This is a genomic window from Paramagnetospirillum sp. (assembly GCF_058402745.1).
This window is the reverse complement of the sequence record NZ_JBZVFI010000008.1, coordinates 94,600-112,389: the sequence shown is the minus strand read 5'-3', so window position 1 is coordinate 112,389 and position 17,790 is coordinate 94,600. Positions and strand designations below refer to the sequence as shown.

The following is a 17,790-nucleotide window of genomic DNA, read 5'->3' as shown; positions in this document are numbered from 1 at the left end:
CTCTCCCCCGCCCGTTGCCTTCCGCTTGGATGCCGACGGCCGTGAACCCGAAATGACGTCGTGGCTGCCCCGAGGGTGAAAAGGAATTTCCGTATATAGACTGTTGATATATCCTTTAATAATAAGCAGGCCATCATCGGCCTGGGGATTCGGGACGGCTCGGATGCGCGCCATGATTGGGCTGATTGTTGGGAGGCCGGCCCTTGCCTGGGTGGTCGTCACGCTTCTGTCCGTGCTGGGCGGCGGCACGGCCGGCTGGCTGGCTCTCGCCCTGCGCCATGACGAGCACCTTTCCCACCTGAATGTCGAGGCCGAGCGGCGCGGCGTGGAAATCATGTCGCAGACCCTGAACGGAAACATCATGGGGGCGCTGTCGTTGCTGGGCTCCGTCGCCCAGGACATCAAGCTCGACGCCCGCGGCGACACTCCCGCCAATCTGCCGCGCATCGCCGGCCTGCTCGAGGATGTGGGCCGCGCCCATGACGCCCAGGGCGTGTTCGTGGTCGGCGGTGACGGCTACGTCCATTCCTCCTGGGACAGCAGCGGGCGGCCTTCCACCGGGACGGATGTGCGGTTCCGTCCCTATTACAAGATGGCCATGCAGGGCAATGACAGCGTCTACGCCGCCGTCAGCCTGGCGCGGGGCGACCGTTCCCTGTACTTCTCCGCGCCGGTGCGGACCTCCACCCATCGCGGCAGCGCCGCGCTGGGGGCGGTGGTGGCGCGCACCGGGCTGGAGCGGGTCGATCACCTGCTCAAGGAGCGGGCCGGCCTGGTCCTGCTCCTGTCGCCGCAGGGCGTGGTGTTCGCCAGCAGCCGGGAACAGTGGGTCGGGCATCTGGCGGGGGCGGCCACTCCCGAGCGGCTGGCCTCCATCCGCGAGCTCAAGCAGTTCGGCGCCATGTTCGAGAAGGCGGATCCCCCGGTCCTGCCGTTTCCCACCGACCCCGGCATCGTGCGCATCGGGGGCAAGAACCATGCCCTGGCCAGCGCACGGGTCAAGTGGAACGACCCTTATGGCGATTGGGTCGTGGTGCTGGCCGACGACCTCAGCGCCACCAGTGCCGTGCGCGATGCGGTGGCGGCCGGTCTGGTGACCGGCCTGGTGGTGCTGGTCGTGGTCTGGCTGCTGCTCAATCTGGCGCGGGGGCATCGGCTGCAAATGGCGGCGTCGCGGCGTATCGAGCAATACGCCCGCGAGCAGGAGGAGAGCGCCGAGCGCAAGAACCGTCGGGCCGAGGCCGCCATGAAGCTTCAGCGGACCAAGAGCCTGGGCGACCTGTGCCGCGTGTTCCTGGCCGAGGCCCATGACATCCTCGGCGCGTTGCAGGGCGCGGTCTACGTCTTCGAGCGCGATGGGGCGCCGAGCATGACCCTGCAGGCATCCTACGCCGCCGCCGCCGATCTGCCCCCCGAACTGGTGCCCGGGGCGGGGTTGCTGGGCCAGTGCGCGATTGACCGCGCCGGACGGGTGCTGGCGGGCGGGCAGGTGGCCGGGTGGTCCATCCGCTCGGGCCTGGGCCATGCCCGGCCGGGCGGGGTGATGATGGCCCCCTTGATGCTCGATGATCGGCCCCTGGGGGTGGTGGAGGTCGCCGTCCTGGCGGTGCCCTCCGCCGTCTCGGCCGCCCAGTTCGAGGAACTGGCGGCGCTGCTGGCCCTCAATATCGAAATCCTTCGCCGTCAGGGGACCGCCATGGGTCCAAGTGAGGCAACGCCATGAATCGCCTGCTGAACGCCCTGGAGCCCTTGGCGCTGCGGACCAAACTGCTGATGGGCTTCGGCCTGTTGCTGCTGCTGACCATCGTCCTGGGGGTGGGGGGGATTCACAACCAGCGGGTACTCAACACGGGGTTCCAGCGGCTTCACCAGGACGAGCTGAAGGGTATTTCCAATCTCAAGGATGCCAGGGTCGAACTGGCCAAGATGGGGCGTGCCGTCCGGCAGGCGATCCTGGCGCAGCAGCCGTCCGAGCGGGACCGGGCGGCCAGCCAGCTTGCCGAGGCCGAAGCCAGCCTGCGCCGCGAGATTCAGGAGGGCCGCTCCCATGTCTTCAGCGAGGTCAGCAGGCGGCACCTTTCCCGGTTCGACGAGAAGTTCCGGGCCTACAAGACCAATGTGGATCAGGCCATGGCCCTGCTTCGCAACGGCACACCCGAGGCGGCGGCCTTCGTTTCGACCCCCGAGTTCCAGCGGGTCGCCAGCGAGACCGATGAAGCCCTGAACATTGCGGCCGAGTACAAGGAGCAGCAGGCCAGGATCGATGCCCTTGCCGCCGCGGAAGCGGCCGAGCGGGGCATCCTCGTCACCATGGCGCTGCTGGTGGGAGCCGTGGCGGCCAGCCTGCTGGCCGCGATCCTGGTCAGCCTGTCCATCCGCCGGCCCATGGCCCGTCTCAGCGAGGTGGTGGAGCAACTGGCCACCGGCAAGCTGGAGCTCGAGGTTCCCGGCACCGCGCTCCCCAACGAGGTGGGGGGGCTGGCCCGCGCCATCGACGTGCTGCGCGCCGATTCGCGCCAGATGGAGGAGCAGCGCTGGGTGAAGACCCACCTGGCGGCCATCTCCGCCGAGCTGCAGACCACCGGCAATCCGGGGGAACTGGCGCGGGTGCTGTTCTCCATGCTGGCTCCGCTGCTGAAGCTGGGCCAGGCCGCCTTCTACCTGATGAACGAAGACGGCAACCACCTCTCGCTGCTGGGCGGCTATGCCCACCGCGAGCGCAAGTCCCTGGAGCAGGGTTTTCGGCTGGGCGAGGGACTGGTCGGCCAATGCGCGCTGGAACGCCAGCCCATCACCATCACCCAACCGCCCCCCGACTATATCCGCATCGGCGGGGCCACCGGCGACATGGCGCCCAAATCCATCGCGGTGGTTCCCGTCCTGCGCGGCGAGAGGTTGCTGGCGGTGGTGGAGTTCGCCGCCCTGGAAGGCTTCGGCCCGCGCGATCAGGCCTTGCTGGACGGCATCATGCCGGTCCTGGCCATGAGCCTGGAGATCATCGAGCGCACCAGCAAGACCCAGCAATTGCTGGCCGAGTCCCAGGTCCAGGCGGCCACCCTGGCGGCGTCGGAGCGCCAGCTGTCGTCGCGCAAGGCGGAGCTGGAGGCCATCAACGAGCAGATGGCCGAGCAGGGGCGGCTGGTGGAGGAGCAGGCCGAGGAACTGGGGCGCGAGCGCTCGCTGCTGCGCTCGCTCATCGATTCCATTCCCGACATCATCTTCGTCAAGGACATGCTGGGCGTCTATCTGGTCGGCAACCAGGCTTTCGCCGACCTGCTGGGCAAGAAGGTGGAGGAAATCGTTGGGCGCAGCGATTTCGACATCTTTCCGGCGGACGTGGCCGAGCAGTTCCGCGACCGCGACGTCGCCACCCTGGCCGAGGCCCGGCCCATCACCAACGAGGAAAGCGTCACCTATCCCGATGGCCGCGTCGCTCACCTGGAAACCACCAAGGTGCCGCTGCACGGGGCCGACGGCGCTCTGATGGGCCTCATCGGCGTGGCCCGCGACATCACCGGGCGCAAGCTGGCCGACATGGCCCTGGCCGAGGCGGAGGAGCGGTCGCGCCTGATCCTGGGCTCGGTGGACGAGGGCATCTGCGGTCTCAATCCCGACGGAACCATGTCCTTCGTCAACCCGGCGGGCGCCCGCATGCTGGGCTACGAGCCCGAGGAACTGGTGGGCAAGACCATGCACGCCCTGGTCCATCACACCTTTCCCGACGGGCGGGACTTTCCCCAGGAATGCTGCCCCATGTTCCTCACCAGCCGGGATGGCACCCCCAGGAACGTCGAGGACGAGGTGCTGTGGCGCAAGGACGGTACCAGCTTTCCGGTGGAATACGGCACCACCCCGGTGGTCAAGGACGGCAAGGTGGTCGGTACCGTGGTGTCGTTCCGCGACATCACCGAACGCAAGGCGGCCGCCGACGCCATCCGCGATCAGGCCGCCTTCCAGGAAGCCCTGGTGGACACCATTCCCTATCCGCTGTTCTACAAGGGGCCGGACGCCCGGTTCCTGGGATTCAACCGCGCCTACGAACGGACGTTCGGGGTGGCGCGCGAGGCGCTCATCGGCAAGCGGGTGCTCGACCTCGACTATCTGCCGGAAGCCGATCGCATCGCCTATCAGGCCGAGGACGAAGCGGTCATCGCCGACGCCTCGGAAGTGCACAGGGAGATGCCCATTCCCTTCGCCGACGGCAAGATCCACGACACCCTTTATTACGTGTCCGGCTTCCGCAAGGCCGATGGCAGCCCGGGCGGGCTGGTGGGAACCTTCGTCGACATCACCGAGATGAAGCGGGTGGAGGCCGAGATCAAACGGGCCAATTTCCAGGCCGACATCGCCCTGGAGCTCACCGGCTCGGGATACTGGCACGTGGATTACGACGATGCCGAGTACTATTACCAGTCCGAGCGCGCCGCCACCATCCTGGGCGAGCCCCTGAAGGCGGACGGCCGCTACCACCTGGCCGAGGAATGGTTCAACCGGCTGGTGGAGGCCAATCCCGAGACCGCCAGGCTGACCGAGGAGCGCTATGTGGGCGCCATCGAGGGGCGCTACGACCATTACGATTCGGTCTACGCCTACAAGCGCCCCATGGACGGCAAGGTGGTCTGGGTCCATGCCGCCGGCAAGCTGGTGCGTGATGAGAACGGCAAGATCCGCTACATGTACGGCGCCTACCAGGACATCACCAGGCAGAAGGAAGCCGACGACCTGCTGCATCAGGCCCTGGAGAAGGCCGAGGCGGCCTCCCAGGCCAAGGCCGACTTCCTGGCCAATATGAGCCACGAGATCAGGACGCCCATGAACGCCATCATCGGCATGAGCCATCTGGCCCTGAAGACCGAGCTCAACCCCCGCCAGAAGGATTACGTCCGCAAGATCCAGCAATCGGGACAGCACCTGCTGGGCATCATCAACGACATTCTCGACTTCTCCAAGATCGAGGCGGGCAAGCTGTCGGTGGAGAACACCGAGGTCCATCTCGACAAGGTGCTGGACAACGTCGCCAACCTGATCACCGAGAAGGCCACCGCCAAGGGGCTGGAACTGGTGTTCGACGTGGGCACCGACGTGCCCAACGACCTGGTGGGCGATCCCTTGCGGCTGGGGCAGATTCTCATCAATTACGCCAACAACGCCGTCAAGTTCACCGAGACGGGCGAGATCACCATCCGGGTCCGCCTGGGCCAGGACCTGGGCGGCGAGGTGATCCTGCGCTTCGAGGTGAGGGACACCGGCATCGGCCTGACCGAGGAACAGAAGGGGCGCCTGTTCCAGAGCTTCCAGCAGGCCGATACCTCGACGACGCGCAAGTACGGCGGCACCGGCCTGGGGCTGGCCATCTCCAAGAAGCTGGCGGAACTGATGGGCGGCAGCGTCGGCGTGGAGTCCGAGCCGGGCAAGGGCTCGTCCTTCTGGTTCACCGCCACGCTCGGCAAGGGCAAGCCGCGCCGCAAGCTGCTGCCCAAGCCGGACCTGCGCGGGCGGCGCATGCTGGTGGTGGACGACAACGAGAATGCCCGCGCCGTTCTGGTGGACATGCTGGCCTCCATGTCCTTCAAGGTCGACGACGTGGACAGCGGCCCGGCGGCGGTGGAGGCCATCCGCAAGAGCGTGGGCGGCGATCCCTACGAGATCGTCTTCCTCGACTGGCAGATGCCCGGCATGGACGGTATCGAGACCGCCTATGCCGTCAAGGGGTTGGGCCTGACCGTGACGCCCCACATGATCATGGTCACCGCCCATGGCCGCGAGGAAGTCATGAAGGGCGCCGAGAGCGCCGGCATCGAGGAGGTGCTGATCAAGCCGGTCAATCCCTCCATCCTGTTCGACGCCTCCATGCGGGTGCTGGGGGCCGCGCTGGACGACGAGCCCGAGGAGGTCGCCGGCGGCAAGGCGCCCGACCTGGATCTCGCGGCGCTCGGGGGGCTGAGGGTGCTGCTGGTGGAGGACAACGATTTCAACCAGCAGGTGGCAACCGAATTGCTGGCCGATGGCGGCCTGGTGGTGGAGATCGCCGAGAACGGCGCCGTCGCCGTGGACAAGGTCAAGGCCAATGCCTACGACTTCGTGCTGATGGACATGCAGATGCCGGTGATGGACGGCGTCGCCGCCACCGTCGAGATCCGCCGGCTGGGCTTTGCCGATCTGCCCATCATCGCCATGACCGCCAACGCCATGCAGGCCGACCGGGAGAGGTGCCTGGAGGCGGGCATGAACGACCATCTGGCCAAGCCCATCGATCCCGACGAGATGTTCGAAACGCTTCTGAAGTGGCGTCGCGTCACGTCCGTCCAGGCGCCTCGGCCGGTGGAGGCGGCCACGGCGCCGGCTTCGGACGGCGACATTCCCGCCGGCATCCCCGGACTCGACACCGAGGCCGGCCTGAGGCGCGTGCGGGGCAAGCGGGCGCTTTACCGCGACATGCTGCGCAAGTTCGCCGCCGGCCAGAAGGGGGCGGTGGCGGAAATCCGCGCCGCCCTGGGCGCGGGCGACACCGGCACCGCCGAGCGCCTCGCCCATACGCTGAAGGGGATTGCCGGCAACGTGGGCGCCACCGGCCTTCAGGCCCTGGCCGCCGCCGCCGAGGCGGCCATCAGGGCGGGCGGCGATGCCGGGGCCGAACTGGCGGGGCTGGAACCGGAACTTCTCGCCATCACCGGCCAGGTGGAGGCGGCACTGGCCCCCATGGTGGAGACGGCCCCGGCGGAAGGCGACGCCACGGCGATCATCGAAAGGCTGCGCGCCCTGCTGGCCGACAGCGACGCCGAGGCCGAGGACCTGGTGGTGGCCAATATGGGCCTGCTGCGTTCCGCCCTGGGCGAGCGTGCCGGGCGCATCGCCCGTCATGTGGGCGATTTCGACTTCGACGAGGCCCTCGCCCTGCTGGATCAGCGGCCCGATGCCGCCGCGCCGGCCTTGCCCGGGATCGATCCCGACGTGTTCGACCTGGAGCAAATGGGCCCCATCTACAAATGGGACATGGCGCGCCTGCGTCCCATCCTCGCCGCCTTCCTCGAGGATGCCGGGGCCAAGGCCGAGCGCATCGGGGGGGAAAGCGATCTCGCCAGGCTCCGCGACCTGGCCCATGGCCTCAAGGGAACGGCCAATACGGCCGGAGCCACCCGTCTCGGCCGTCTGGCCGCCGACGTGGAGGAGGCCGCCAAGTCCGGCAATGCCGGGGCGGTGGCCATGCTGGCGCCGCTGCTGCTTCCCACGGTCCATGAACTGCGCGACGCCCTCGCGCCCCTTCTCCGTGACAAAGGTGCCCCATGAACGCTACGGACCTGCGCCGCATCAAGGTATTGCTGGTGGATGACGAGCCCTTCATCCGGGTGACATTGCGCCAGATCCTCAACCAGATCGGCATTCCGCCCTCCAATCTCTACGAGGCGGGCGACGTCCGGGCGGCGATCTCCGAGACCCTGCGCATCCGCCCCTCCATCGTGCTGTGCGACATCCACATGCCGGGCGACGACGGCTTCGCCTATGTGGCGACGCTGCATGGCGCCCCCATACCCGAGGTGGCGGCCACGCCGGTGGTGATGCTGACCTCGGATTCGGGGGAGGAGGCGGTGATGACCGCCAAGGGTCACAAGGTGGCGGGGTATCTGGTGAAGCCGGTGTCCATCGCCAACGTCAAGAAATCCATCGAACGCGCCCTCAAGGTGACCTTGCCATGAGCGAAGACAACCGCCCCACCATCCTGGTGGTGGATGACACCCCCGACAATCTGAAGCTGATGAGCGGCCTGCTGAAGGACCGCTACCGCGTCAAGATCGCCAACAGCGGCGAGAAGGCCCTGGCCATCGCCGCCGCCGAGGACCAGCCCGACCTGATCCTGCTGGACATCATGATGCCCGGCATGGACGGGCACGAGGTCTGCCGCCGTCTCAAGGCCGGCAGGGCCACCCGCGACATCCCGGTGATCTTCCTTACCGCCATGAGCGCCGCCGAGGACGAAGAGGCGGGGCTCCGGCTGGGCGCCGTGGATTACGTCACCAAGCCCATCAGCCCCGCCGTGGTGATGGCCCGGGTGGAGACCCACCTGAAGGTCAAGGCCAGCGCCGATTTCCTCCGGGACAAGGCCCAGTATCTGGAATCCGAGGTGGCCCGCCGCACCCGCGAACTGGCGGCCATTCAGGACGTCACCATCCTCGCCATGGCGTCTCTGGCGGAAACCAGGGATTCCGACACCGGAAACCACATCCGGCGCACCCAGCATTACGTGCGCGTCCTGGCCGAGAAGCTGCGGCACCATCCGCGTTTCGCCCCATCGCTGGACGATTCGGTCATCGACATGCTGTTCAAGTCGGCGCCACTGCACGACATCGGCAAGGTGGGCATTCCCGACCGCATCCTGCTGAAGCCCGGCCGATTCGAACCCGCCGAGTTCGAGATCATGAAGACCCACACCACCCTGGGGCGCGACGCCATCGAACATGCCGAGAAGTCCCTGGGGACCCCGGTGGCCTTTCTGGCCATGGCCAAGGAAATCGCCTACGCCCACCAGGAGAAATGGGATGGCAGCGGCTATCCCCTCGGCATCGGCGGCGACGACATTCCCGTCTCGGCCCGCCTGATGGCCGTGGCCGATGTCTACGACGCCCTGATCAGCCGGCGGGTCTACAAGGAGGGCATGCCGCACGACAAGGCCGTCGGCATCATCCGGGAGGGGGCCGGATCCCATTTCGACCCCGACATCGTCGACGCCTTCCTGGCGCTTCAGGACGAGTTCAAGGCCATCGCCCAGCGCTTTGCCGACAGCAATGCCGACATGGAGAGGAAGAGGGACTATCTCGATCAGGCCGCCGTCTGACGCTTCGGGCCCGCCGGCTTCGACCGGGGCCGGCCTTCAGGCGGGAGGAACGGCGCCGCCATCGGCGCGACGGCGCGAGGTCTCGTGGATGCAGTCCCGCAAGACGGGGCTGACCGCCAGCAGGGCGTCGAAGTCGCGGGCCTGAAGCACCAGCAGCGAACAGAATCCGAGCGACACCACGTCGGCGCTGCGGCGGCGCCGTGACACCAGCGCCATCTCGCCGAAGAAGTCGCCGCTGCCCAATCGGATCGGTGTCGGCGCCACCCGGACCTCGACCGCGCCCGAGGCGATGAAGTACATGGCGTGGCCGGGATCGCCACGCCGCAGGATGGTTTCGCCCGGAACCGTGACCAGCGGGCGCAGGACCCTGGTGATCTGCGATACCTGCTCCGGCGGAAGGCCGGTGAAGGCGGGCACCCTGGCGACCATGCGTTCCGGGCTGAGCTGCAGGTCGATGGGCAGCCGCCTGGCCAGCCGGCGCGACCGCTGATCCAGGTCGGCGAGAAGGTCGTTCAGGACCTCGTGGCTGATGGCGACCTCGGCGCGCAGACGCCGGTACTCGGTCTCCTCGATGCGGACGGCGGCCCGCTCCAGATAGCGGAGTTGCAGGGCCCGCGAGAAATCGGCGTATTGCAGGCGCAGGGCCGACAGCGCCGTGTCCACGCTTTCCAGGCGCCGCTCGATGGTGGCGGTGACCACCACGGCGGCATCGTGACGGATCATCAGGGGCATCTTGGCCCAGGCGAATTCCAGCAATTCGCGCAAGGCCGCCTGGACCATCAGCAGCACCTCGAACCGATTGGTGATCTCGTCGGCCAGGAGGGCTTCGAATCCCGTCCGGCGCTGCAGCGCCAGCGCCAGCCGGAAACGCCAGGAGAACGACAGGAACGAGACGTGGCCGGCATCGTATCCCGCCTCTCCGCCGGTCTTGACGCCGTCCTGCAGCCGGGCGGCGCCCGCCAGCAGGGTGCGGGTGATCCGGCCCGAGACGGTGCCCTCGCGATAGTGGCGCAGATAGCAGGCCTGTTCCCGGCCGGCCAGCATCATCAGCCCGCTGCGGATCTCCTCGTCCAGGCTGAGCGTCGCCGCGCCCGCCACCTGTATCTCGGCCGCTCCCAGGCGTTCGGTGTAGCCGTCGGCCAGTTCCGCCGCCAGGGTGCGCTCGATGCCGTAATCGGCGGCGGCGTCGGCGACCTTGCGACGGACTTCGGTCAGGGCGGTGGCGATGGCGCGCCCCCGCACCGCCATGTCCGACGGCGACAGCCGGTCCAGTCCCAGCAGGCGGATCATCGGCCGCAGCAGCGGCGCGTTGACGAACAGGGTGAACAGGACGAAGGCGGTGCACATCACCGAGACGAAGGATTTCACCGGCGCCGGAATCGCCGGGTTTTCCACCACGGCCAGGGCCAGGGCCAGCGAGATCGCCCCGCGCAGCCCGCCCCACAGCACCACCGCCCGCAGCGGCGCGCTTACCGGTTCGGCCCAGCCCAGGGCGGCCAGGCCCGGGAACAGGCCGAACAGCACCAGGGCGCGGGCCGCCAGGGCGGCGGCGATCAGCACCGCCAGGCTGATCAGGTCGCCGCCGCTCATGCCGGCCAGCATGTCCGGGACCCGCATGGTGGCCAGCAGGAAGATCAGCGAACTGGCCCAGTAGCCGATCTGCTTCCAGATATCGACCAGACCGGTCCAGGTTTCGGGCGAGACGCGGGTGCGGCCGTCATAGCTGACCACCAGGGCGGTGGTCACCACCGCGACGACGCCCGACACATGCAGGTAATGCTCGCCCAGCAGGAAGACCAGATAGGCCGCCGCCACCGTCAGGGTGATCTCGGCCGCGCTCTGGCCGCGCAGCAGGTTGAAGCTCAGGCACACCAGGCGTCCGCAGGCATAGCCGAAGGCCAGTCCGCCGGCGAAGCCCCGCCCGAAGGCCAGGACGCCGTCCACGACGTCGGCCTGACGCTCGCCGGTCAGCATGCCGACGAACAGGGCGAACAGCGAAATGGCGGCGGCGTCGTTGAACAGGCTCTCTCCCTCCACCAGCAGGTTCAGCCGGTGGGGAACGCCCAGGTCGCGGAAGATGCCCACCACGGCGATGGGATCGGTGGTCGAGACGATGGCGGCCAGCAGCAGGCAGGCGATGATGCCCATCTCGGTCACCGCGGCCAGCGAGAAGCCGACCACGAAGGTGGAAACCAGCACCGCCACCACCGCCAGGACCAGGATGGGGGCGATGTCGTCCATCAGGCGGCGGACGTCGATGGTGACGGCGGTCTCGAACAGCAGGACCGGCAGGAACACCAGGATGAAGGCTTCGGACGACAGGTCGAAATGGCCGAGAGCGGCGAAAAAGTCGTTGACCGGGCCTCCCAGGCCCAGCTCGGGCACGGTGCCGACCAATCCGCCGAGCGCGATGCCGGCGGCGGCCAGCACCAGCGAGAAGGCGACATTGGCCCGCGCGGCCACCGGCACCATCAGCGTCACCAGCGCCAGAAGGCCCGTCACGCCGAGCATTACCGTCCCTATGCCATGCATGGTGCCTACCCGCCCCCTGATCTCGAAACCCCGGTCACTCCCATCCGAAGGAATATCCCGTCCGCCCGTGCCGACGCCATACTTTTGCCGAGTGCTTCCGCCACATCCAGAAGAATTGTCGTCGGGACCGGTTCTGGCAACGAGCGGCGCGGTTCGCGTCCCGGCGCCCCTCCGCATGGCGATGGGGCCGGGGCCGGGGCCTGAAAAGGCGAAAGGCCCCAGGTTTCCCTGAGGCCTTTCATGGTGCTGCCGAATGGAATCGAACCATCGACCTTACCCTTACCAAGGGTATGCTCTACCGACTGAGCTACGGCAGCAATTCTTTTCGTAGGGCGGGCGCCCCGTGAAGAGGGGCGCTTTATGCCACACTCGATATGCCGACGCAAGCGTCTTTCCGGGGCTCTTGACGCGCTTTTCTCCAGGGCTCAAAACTGGCGGCCATGAGCGACGATACCAATCCGAAATTCTCGGCCCGCGGCCATGCCGAGGCCGCCGCGCGCCAGCGCCGGCAGGCCGAGGCCCTGCGCGCCAATCTGGCCCGGCGCAAGGCCCAGGGCCGTGCCCGCGCCGAAGGGGAGGGGAGCGATGGCGGGGGCGAGCCTTGCCCCGCCTCCGGCCCTGGAGTACAAAAAGCCGAGAGTTGAAAAAGGGGGAGTGCCCGATGTCCGTGATGCCGGATACCTGGATCCGCGAGATGGCGACGACCAAGGGCATGATCGAGCCCTTCACCGAGAAGCTGCAGCGTGAGGGCGTCATCTCCTACGGCCTGTCCTCCTACGGCTACGACGCCAGGGTGGCCCCCGAGTTCAAGATCTTCACCAACGTGGATTCGGCGGTGGTCGATCCCAAGGCGTTCGCCGCCAACAGCCTGGTGGACCGCGAGACCGACGTTTGCGTCATTCCCCCCAACAGCTTCGCCCTGGCCCGCACGGTGGAGTATTTCCGCATTCCCCGCGACGTGCTGGTGATCTGCCTGGGCAAGTCCACCTATGCCCGCTGCGGCATCATCGTGAACGTGACGCCGCTGGAGCCCGAATGGGAAGGCCACGTCACCCTGGAATTCTCCAACACCACGCCGCTGCCCGCCAAGATCTACGCCAACGAGGGCGCCTGCCAGTTCATCTTCCTCAAGGGGCACTCGGTGTGCGAGACCTCCTACGGCGACCGGGCGGGCAAGTATCAGGGGCAGCAGGGTGTCACCCTGCCCCGGCTCTGAGGCCGAAGCCTTCCTCGCCGAGTCCCGCGCCCACGCCGGCGCGGGGGTGGAGCGCATCGACACCCATATCTCGACCCTGTTCCTGGCCGGGGACCGCGTCTTCAAGCTGAAGAAGCCGGTGCGCCTGCCGTTTCTCGACTTCACCACGCTCGCGGCGCGCAAGGCCGCCTGCGAGGCGGAGGTGGAGATCAACCGCCGCGCCACGCCCGACCTCTATCTCGGCGTGCGGGCGCTGACCCGTTCCGCGACTGGCGGGCTGGAACTGGACGGCCCGGGCGAGGCGGTGGAGTGGGCGGTGGAGATGCGCCGCTTCGACCAGGATACCCTGTTCGACCGGCTGGCCCGCCGGGGCGAGTTGGACCGTGAGCGCTGCAACGCCCTGACCGAGGCCATCGCCGCCTTTCACCGCGCCGCCCCGGTGCGCGACCAGAGGGGCGGGCGGGCCGGGCTGGAGTGGACCATCGCCACCAACCGCCTGTCCATGCGGACCCAGGTCCCTGCCATCCTGCCGGCCGACGAGGTGGAGGACCTGGCCCGGGCCTCCTTCGCCGCCCTGGAGCGTTTCGCCCCCCGGATGGAGGAGCGCCGGGCGGCCGGCTTCGTCCGCCAGTGCCACGGCGACCTGCATCTCGGCAACATCTGCCTGTGGCGGGGGCGTCCGGCGCTGTTCGACGCCATCGAATTCTCCGAGGACATCGCCTGCATCGACGTGATCTACGACCTGGCCTTCCTGCTGATGGACCTGGACCATCGGGGCGCGCGGCGACAGGCCAACTGGGTGATGAACCACTATCTGGACCTTACCGCCGATTTCGCCGGCATCGCCCCCATGCCGCTCTATCTGTCGGCTCGGGCCGGGGTGCGTGCCCATGTGTGCGCCACCATGGCCGCCGGCGCGCAAGGGGAGGGGCGCGAGCGTCTGGCCGCCGACGCCCGTTCGTATCTGGCGGCGGCACGCGCCTATCTCGATCCGCCCGCGCCCCGGCTGCTGGCGGTGGGGGGGCTATCGGGCAGCGGCAAGTCGCGCATGGGCCGCGAACTGGCCCCCTTCCTGGCGGTGCCCGGCGCGGCGGTGGTGAGGAGCGATTCCTTGCGCAAGCACCTGATGGGCGTTCCCATCTCGGAAAAGCTCGGCCCCGACGGCTATACGGCGGAGGTGACCGAGCGCACCTACCAACGCCTCTACGACACCTGTGCCGCCCTGCTGGCCGACGGGCACGGCGTGGTGGCCGACGCCGTCTTCGCCAAGCCCGAGCAGCGCGAGGCCATCGAGCGGGTGGCGCGGGCGGCGGGGGTGCGCTTCGACGGGCTGTGGCTGGAGGCTCCGGCGGAGCTGTCGAAACGGCGCATCGCCGAGCGCAAGGCCAATGTCTCGGACGCCACGCCCCAGGTGTTGGAGCGGCAATTGTCCTACGATTTGGGCGCCATTGCCTGGACGCGCATCGATTCCTCGCCGCCCAAGGACGTGACCCTGGAAGCCGGCAAGGCCGCGCTGGGGGTATAGGTCCCGTCGGAGTCTGCGGATTTCCAAGCCGCCGGTTCGGGCGCATAATATTCCGCATGTCGTGACAAGGAGAGCCGTCATGTCCGCCTTCAAGTCCATTCTGGTCCCGGTCGAGGACGAACTGTCCGCCGCCATCCCCCTGGATACGGCGCTGCGTCTGGCCGGGCGCTTTTCCGGGCATGTGGTCGGCCTGCACGTGCGCCCCGATCCCACCGGCGCCGTGCCGCTGGTGGGCGAGGGCATGTCGGGGGCCATGGTCGAGGAGATGATCGGCATCGCCGAGACCCAGTCGGCCCAGCGCGCCAGGCAGGCGCGGGCCGCCTTCGACGTTGCCCTGGCCCGCAACGGAGCTCCCCTGGCCGCCGCCCCGCCGGTGGACGGCCCGTCCGCCGAATGGGTCGAGGTGGTCGGGCGCGAGGAGGACGTGGTCACCTGGCGCGGCCGGGTCTCGGACCTGGTGGTGTTCGGCCATCCCGGCGGCGAGGCCGAAGTGGCGGCCATGATCACCCTCAACACCGCCCTGATGGCCTGCGGCCGTCCCTTGCTGCTGTGCCCCGCCGAGCCGGCGCCGCTGCCCGGCACCAATGTGTGCATCGCCTGGAACGGCAGCGCCGAGGCGGCCCGCGCCGTGGCCTTCGCCATGCCCTTCCTCGAGGGAGCGGCGTCGGTGAGCATCCTGACCGTGGCCGAGCATGCCGGCGGACCCGTCCCGGCCGGAGAGCTGGAGGCCTATCTGGCCTGGAACGGCATTGCCGCCGGCACCACCGTCATCCAGGCCCCCAGCGCCCATGCCGGCGAGGAATTGCTGCGCCAGAGCCGCAAGGCCGGGGCCGATCTGCTGGTGATGGGGGCCTACACCCACTCGCGGCTGCGCCAGCTGATCCTGGGCGGCGTCACCCGCCACGTCATCGCCCACGCGCCGCTGCACGTGCTGATGTGCCATTGATGGACGGAAAGCCCTCGGGGCGGCGGGCCGATTACCGCCGCTACCGGGAATTGGTCGCCACCCGGCCGGAGCTGTTCCAGCGGCCGGCCGGCGGCATCCATATCCTGTTGGACGAAGCCGACATCGCCGCCGCCTCGGCGGTGGTGGCGGGGCGCAACCGCGCCAGGGGGCTTCCGTCCGCTTCCGCCTCGGTGGGCGTGCTGGTGGAGGACGCCTACATCCTGGTGCTGCGCGACGCCATCCGGTTTCCGGACGGGTCGCTCGGCACCCACAACCGGGTGGTCTACGCCAATGGTGCCCGGGGGGTGGGCGTGCTGCCGCTGTTCGAGGGGCGGATCGTCCTGCTGCGGGTGTTCCGCCACGCCATCGGCCGCTTCCTGCTGGAAATTCCCCGGGGATCGGTGGAGCCCGGCGACGGGCTGGAGGAGACCGTGCTGCGCGAGATCGCCGAGGAGGTGGGGGGCCGGGTCACCGGCGCCACCCATCTCGGCCGGACCTTCTGCGACACCTCGCTGTCCAATGCCGGGCTGGATTACTTTCTGGCCCAATTGGCGGACGTGGGGGAGCCGCAACTGTCCGAGGGCATCTACGACATCGTCCAGGTGACACCCGACCGCTTCGCCGGGATGATGGCCGAGGGCGGCATCGAGGACGCCCACGCCGTCAACGCCTTCTGCATGGCGCGGCTGCGAGGTCTGCTGTGATCAGATCCGCTCGCTGAGCCAGATGGCCAGGCGGCAGCCGCCCTTGATGGCGGCCGACAGCACGGGATAGGCGGGGGCCTGCTCGGCGCCGTGCTCCAGCCCGATGTCGCGGTGCTCGATCTCGTCGTCGCGGAATTTGAGGATGGTGTTCTTCAAGGCCGCCTCGTCCTCGCCCAATTGCTCGGCCTGGCGGGCGTAATGGGCGTCGATGGTCTCCTCCACCGCCACGGTGCAGGCCATGGCCGCCTTCTCGCCTAAGAGCGCGGTGCCGGCCCCCAGGGCGAAGCCGGCCAGATGCCACAGCGGCGACAGCATGGTGGGGCGGGTGCGGCGCTCGGCGATCAGGCGGTTGAAGGTGTCCAGGTGCTGCTGTTCCTGTTCCGCCATGCGCTGGAGCAGCGGCGCGGCCTTGGCGCCCTTGCGCCCCAGGACCGCCCGCTGGCCTTCGTAGATGCGCACGGCGCCCAGCTCGCCCGCCTGATTGACCCTGAGGAAGCGATCGATCAGCGCGTCGTGGTTCAGGTCGCCGGGGATGGGGGGTCTCATCGCGAAGCCTCCGAACGCTTGACCGCCCACAGCACCGCCAGGCCGAAAAGGCCCGAGAACGGCACGTTGAGGACGGCCATGGTGATGCCGTGGAACGACCATGCGGGGGTGTCGCACTGGGCTTCGGCCGGCTTGCTCATCTCGGCCAGCAGGTCGGACACCGCCACGGCGCCCTGCGGGCTGCCGGAACAGACCGCCGAGGCCCACCAGTACTGCTCGACCCCCACATGGTAGAAGGCGATGCCGCCGTTGACCGCCAGGGCGATGCCGGCCAGGCGCAGCAGGGTCGCGGCGGGCCAGCCGTCCTTGAGCGCCGCCAGGCCCAGCAGGGCGGCCAGGGCGAAGGGCACCCGCTGGATCAGGCAGAGATTGCACGGGCGCAGGCCGAACCCGTACTGGGCGACCAGGGCGAAGGCCAGGGCGGCGAGGCAGAGGCCGGCCACCAGCAGGGCGGTGGGATGCAGGGCGGTCTTCATCGCGCCGCACTATAAAGGTGATGCGCGGCCTTGACCACCCCGTCGGGGGCGGGGACAATCGCCGCCCCAGTCCGAAGGAGACGACGTGACCCTCGACGACATCCGGGCGGGCGGCAAGGCCGCCCTGGCCCGCGCCCTGGCCGAACTGGAACGCTTTCCCGACGCGCCCGCCACCGTGGCGCTGCTGGACCGCGCCTATGCCGAGCCCCGCGCCCACGTGGTCGGCATGACCGGGCCGCCCGGCGTGGGCAAGTCCACCCTGATGAACGCCCTGATCGCCGCCTGGCGCGGCGCGGGGCGCCGTGTGGGCTGTATCGCCGTCGACCCCTCGTCCCGGCGTTCGGGCGGCGCCCTGCTGGGCGACCGCACCCGGCTCTCCACCGACCCCGAGGACCAGGGGGTCTTCGTGCGCTCCATGGCGGCCCGCGACCGCCTGGGCGGGCTGGCCGGGCTGACCGTGTCGGCCATGGTGCTGATGCGCGCCCTCTACGACGTGGTGCTGATCGAGACGGTGGGGGTGGGCCAGAGCGAGACCGACGTGGTCGGCGTCGCCGACACCGTGCTGTTCTGCGTCCAGCCGGGCTCGGGAGATTCGCTGCAGTTCATGAAGGCGGGCATCGCCGAGATTCCCCACGTGGTGGTGGTGACCAAGGCCGACATGGGGGCGGCGGCGGTACGCGCCCGCGCCGACGTGCTGGGCGCCCTGGGCCTGGGGGGCGGCGGCCACGAGGGCTGGGAGGTTCCGGTCCTGATGGTGTCCTCGGCCCGGCGCGAGGGGGTGGAGGAACTGGTCGCCGCCATCGACGCCCATGCCGCCGCCCTGGGCGAGCTGGGGCGGCTGGCCGCCATCCGTCATGCCCAGGCGGAGGCCTGGCTGGAGGAGGCGGTGCGCGAGCGCTTCGGCCGGGAAGGGGTGCGCCGCGCCGGCGATCTGTCGCTGCCGCCCGGCGCGTCGCCCTTCGCCCGTCTGTCGGAGTTGTCGCGGCAACTGGGGTTCGACTCTAAAGGTTGATTAATGTGGGCGTCTGCCCTCGCA

The 17,790-nt window shown here is 68.9% G+C and carries 13 protein-coding genes and 1 tRNA gene; 10 read left to right on the top strand and 4 right to left on the bottom strand.

Going from position 1 to position 17,790, the window contains the following annotated elements:
- The first annotated feature begins 211 nt into the window (after window positions 1–211).
- The 4 genes from ACV4UZ_RS06365 to ACV4UZ_RS06350 are packed head-to-tail and all read left to right on the top strand — an operon-like array spanning window position 212 to window position 8,830.
- On the top strand, window positions 212–1,723 hold the full coding sequence (locus tag ACV4UZ_RS06365) for a GAF domain-containing protein (RefSeq protein ID WP_491600064.1): 1,512 nt from the start codon (window positions 212–214) through the stop codon (window positions 1,721–1,723).
- Entirely contained in the window at window positions 1,720–7,287 is a 5,568-nt protein-coding gene (locus ACV4UZ_RS06360; protein WP_491600063.1) for a PAS domain S-box protein, read from the top strand. The genes ACV4UZ_RS06365 and ACV4UZ_RS06360 overlap by 4 nt, the downstream gene beginning before the upstream one ends.
- Window positions 7,284–7,694, top strand: coding sequence for a response regulator (locus ACV4UZ_RS06355; RefSeq protein ID WP_491600062.1), 411 nt, complete (start codon window positions 7,284–7,286; stop codon window positions 7,692–7,694). The genes ACV4UZ_RS06360 and ACV4UZ_RS06355 overlap by 4 nt, the downstream gene beginning before the upstream one ends.
- Window positions 7,691–8,830: a response regulator gene (locus ACV4UZ_RS06350; protein ID WP_491600061.1), complete on the top strand. Its 1,140-nt coding sequence runs from the start codon at window positions 7,691–7,693 to the stop codon at window positions 8,828–8,830. The genes ACV4UZ_RS06355 and ACV4UZ_RS06350 overlap by 4 nt, the downstream gene beginning before the upstream one ends.
- A 36-nt stretch (window positions 8,831–8,866) precedes the next feature.
- Here the strand turns inward: ACV4UZ_RS06350 and ACV4UZ_RS06345 are convergent, their stop codons facing one another.
- Both ACV4UZ_RS06345 and ACV4UZ_RS06340 read right to left on the bottom strand, forming a co-directional pair.
- Window positions 8,867–11,332 carry a cation:proton antiporter gene (locus tag ACV4UZ_RS06345; RefSeq protein WP_491600060.1) on the bottom strand — a complete coding sequence of 822 codons (2,466 nt, stop codon included), beginning with the start codon at window positions 11,330–11,332 and terminating at the stop codon, window positions 8,867–8,869.
- Window positions 11,333–11,603: 271 nt separating this feature from the next.
- Window positions 11,604–11,679: transfer RNA gene (locus tag ACV4UZ_RS06340), tRNA-Thr, on the bottom strand.
- A gap of 123 nt (window positions 11,680–11,802) precedes the next feature.
- On the opposite strand from ACV4UZ_RS06340, the gene ACV4UZ_RS06335 reads away from it, so the two are divergent.
- The 5 genes from ACV4UZ_RS06335 (at window position 11,803) to ACV4UZ_RS06315 (ending at window position 15,732) form a co-directional block, all read left to right on the top strand.
- Complete coding sequence (locus tag ACV4UZ_RS06335) at window positions 11,803–12,006, top strand: hypothetical protein (protein ID WP_491600059.1); 204 nt, start codon at window positions 11,803–11,805, stop codon at window positions 12,004–12,006.
- Between the two features lie 17 nt (window positions 12,007–12,023).
- Window positions 12,024–12,578 (top strand): dCTP deaminase, encoded by a 555-nt coding sequence (gene dcd, locus ACV4UZ_RS06330; RefSeq protein WP_491600058.1) that lies wholly within the window; start codon window positions 12,024–12,026, stop codon window positions 12,576–12,578.
- Window positions 12,556–14,082 (top strand): bifunctional aminoglycoside phosphotransferase/ATP-binding protein, encoded by a 1,527-nt coding sequence (locus tag ACV4UZ_RS06325; RefSeq protein WP_491600057.1) that lies wholly within the window; start codon window positions 12,556–12,558, stop codon window positions 14,080–14,082. The genes dcd and ACV4UZ_RS06325 overlap by 23 nt, the downstream gene beginning before the upstream one ends.
- Before the next feature lie 79 nt (window positions 14,083–14,161).
- A complete protein-coding gene (locus ACV4UZ_RS06320; protein ID WP_491600056.1) occupies window positions 14,162–15,028 on the top strand; it encodes a universal stress protein in 867 nt (288 codons plus the stop codon).
- Window positions 15,028–15,732: an NUDIX hydrolase gene (locus ACV4UZ_RS06315; protein ID WP_491600055.1), complete on the top strand. Its 705-nt coding sequence runs from the start codon at window positions 15,028–15,030 to the stop codon at window positions 15,730–15,732. Before ACV4UZ_RS06320 ends, ACV4UZ_RS06315 begins: the two co-directional genes overlap by 1 nt.
- Here the strand turns inward: ACV4UZ_RS06315 and ACV4UZ_RS06310 are convergent, their stop codons facing one another.
- Both ACV4UZ_RS06310 and ACV4UZ_RS06305 read right to left on the bottom strand, forming a co-directional pair.
- Window positions 15,733–16,278 carry a demethoxyubiquinone hydroxylase family protein gene (locus ACV4UZ_RS06310; protein ID WP_491600054.1) on the bottom strand — a complete coding sequence of 182 codons (546 nt, stop codon included), beginning with the start codon at window positions 16,276–16,278 and terminating at the stop codon, window positions 15,733–15,735.
- On the bottom strand, window positions 16,275–16,754 hold the full coding sequence (locus tag ACV4UZ_RS06305) for a disulfide bond formation protein B (RefSeq protein ID WP_491600053.1): 480 nt from the start codon (window positions 16,752–16,754) through the stop codon (window positions 16,275–16,277). The genes ACV4UZ_RS06310 and ACV4UZ_RS06305 overlap by 4 nt, the downstream gene beginning before the upstream one ends.
- Before the next feature lie 85 nt (window positions 16,755–16,839).
- Between ACV4UZ_RS06305 and ACV4UZ_RS06300 the strand changes: the two genes are divergently transcribed.
- Window positions 16,840–17,766 carry an ArgK/MeaB family GTPase gene (locus tag ACV4UZ_RS06300; RefSeq protein WP_491600052.1) on the top strand — a complete coding sequence of 309 codons (927 nt, stop codon included), beginning with the start codon at window positions 16,840–16,842 and terminating at the stop codon, window positions 17,764–17,766.
- Window positions 17,767–17,790 lie beyond the last annotated feature (24 nt).

Excerpts from the sequence above, each read along its gene's own strand:
- ACV4UZ_RS06360 (WP_491600063.1), top strand. The coding sequence starts at position 1,720 with ATGAATCGCCTGCTGAACGCCCTGGAGCCCTTGGCGCTGCGGACCAAA.
- ACV4UZ_RS06355 (WP_491600062.1), top strand. The coding sequence starts at position 7,284 with ATGAACGCTACGGACCTGCGCCGCATCAAGGTATTGCTGGTGGATGAC.
- ACV4UZ_RS06350 (WP_491600061.1), top strand. The coding sequence starts at position 7,691 with ATGAGCGAAGACAACCGCCCCACCATCCTGGTGGTGGATGACACCCCC.
- ACV4UZ_RS06335 (WP_491600059.1), top strand. The coding sequence starts at position 11,803 with ATGAGCGACGATACCAATCCGAAATTCTCGGCCCGCGGCCATGCCGAG.
- dcd (WP_491600058.1), top strand. The coding sequence starts at position 12,024 with ATGTCCGTGATGCCGGATACCTGGATCCGCGAGATGGCGACGACCAAG.
- ACV4UZ_RS06320 (WP_491600056.1), top strand. The coding sequence starts at position 14,162 with ATGTCCGCCTTCAAGTCCATTCTGGTCCCGGTCGAGGACGAACTGTCC.
- ACV4UZ_RS06315 (WP_491600055.1), top strand. The coding sequence starts at position 15,028 with ATGGACGGAAAGCCCTCGGGGCGGCGGGCCGATTACCGCCGCTACCGG.
- ACV4UZ_RS06310 (WP_491600054.1), bottom strand. The coding sequence starts at position 16,278 with ATGAGACCCCCCATCCCCGGCGACCTGAACCACGACGCGCTGATCGAT.
- ACV4UZ_RS06305 (WP_491600053.1), bottom strand. The coding sequence starts at position 16,754 with ATGAAGACCGCCCTGCATCCCACCGCCCTGCTGGTGGCCGGCCTCTGC.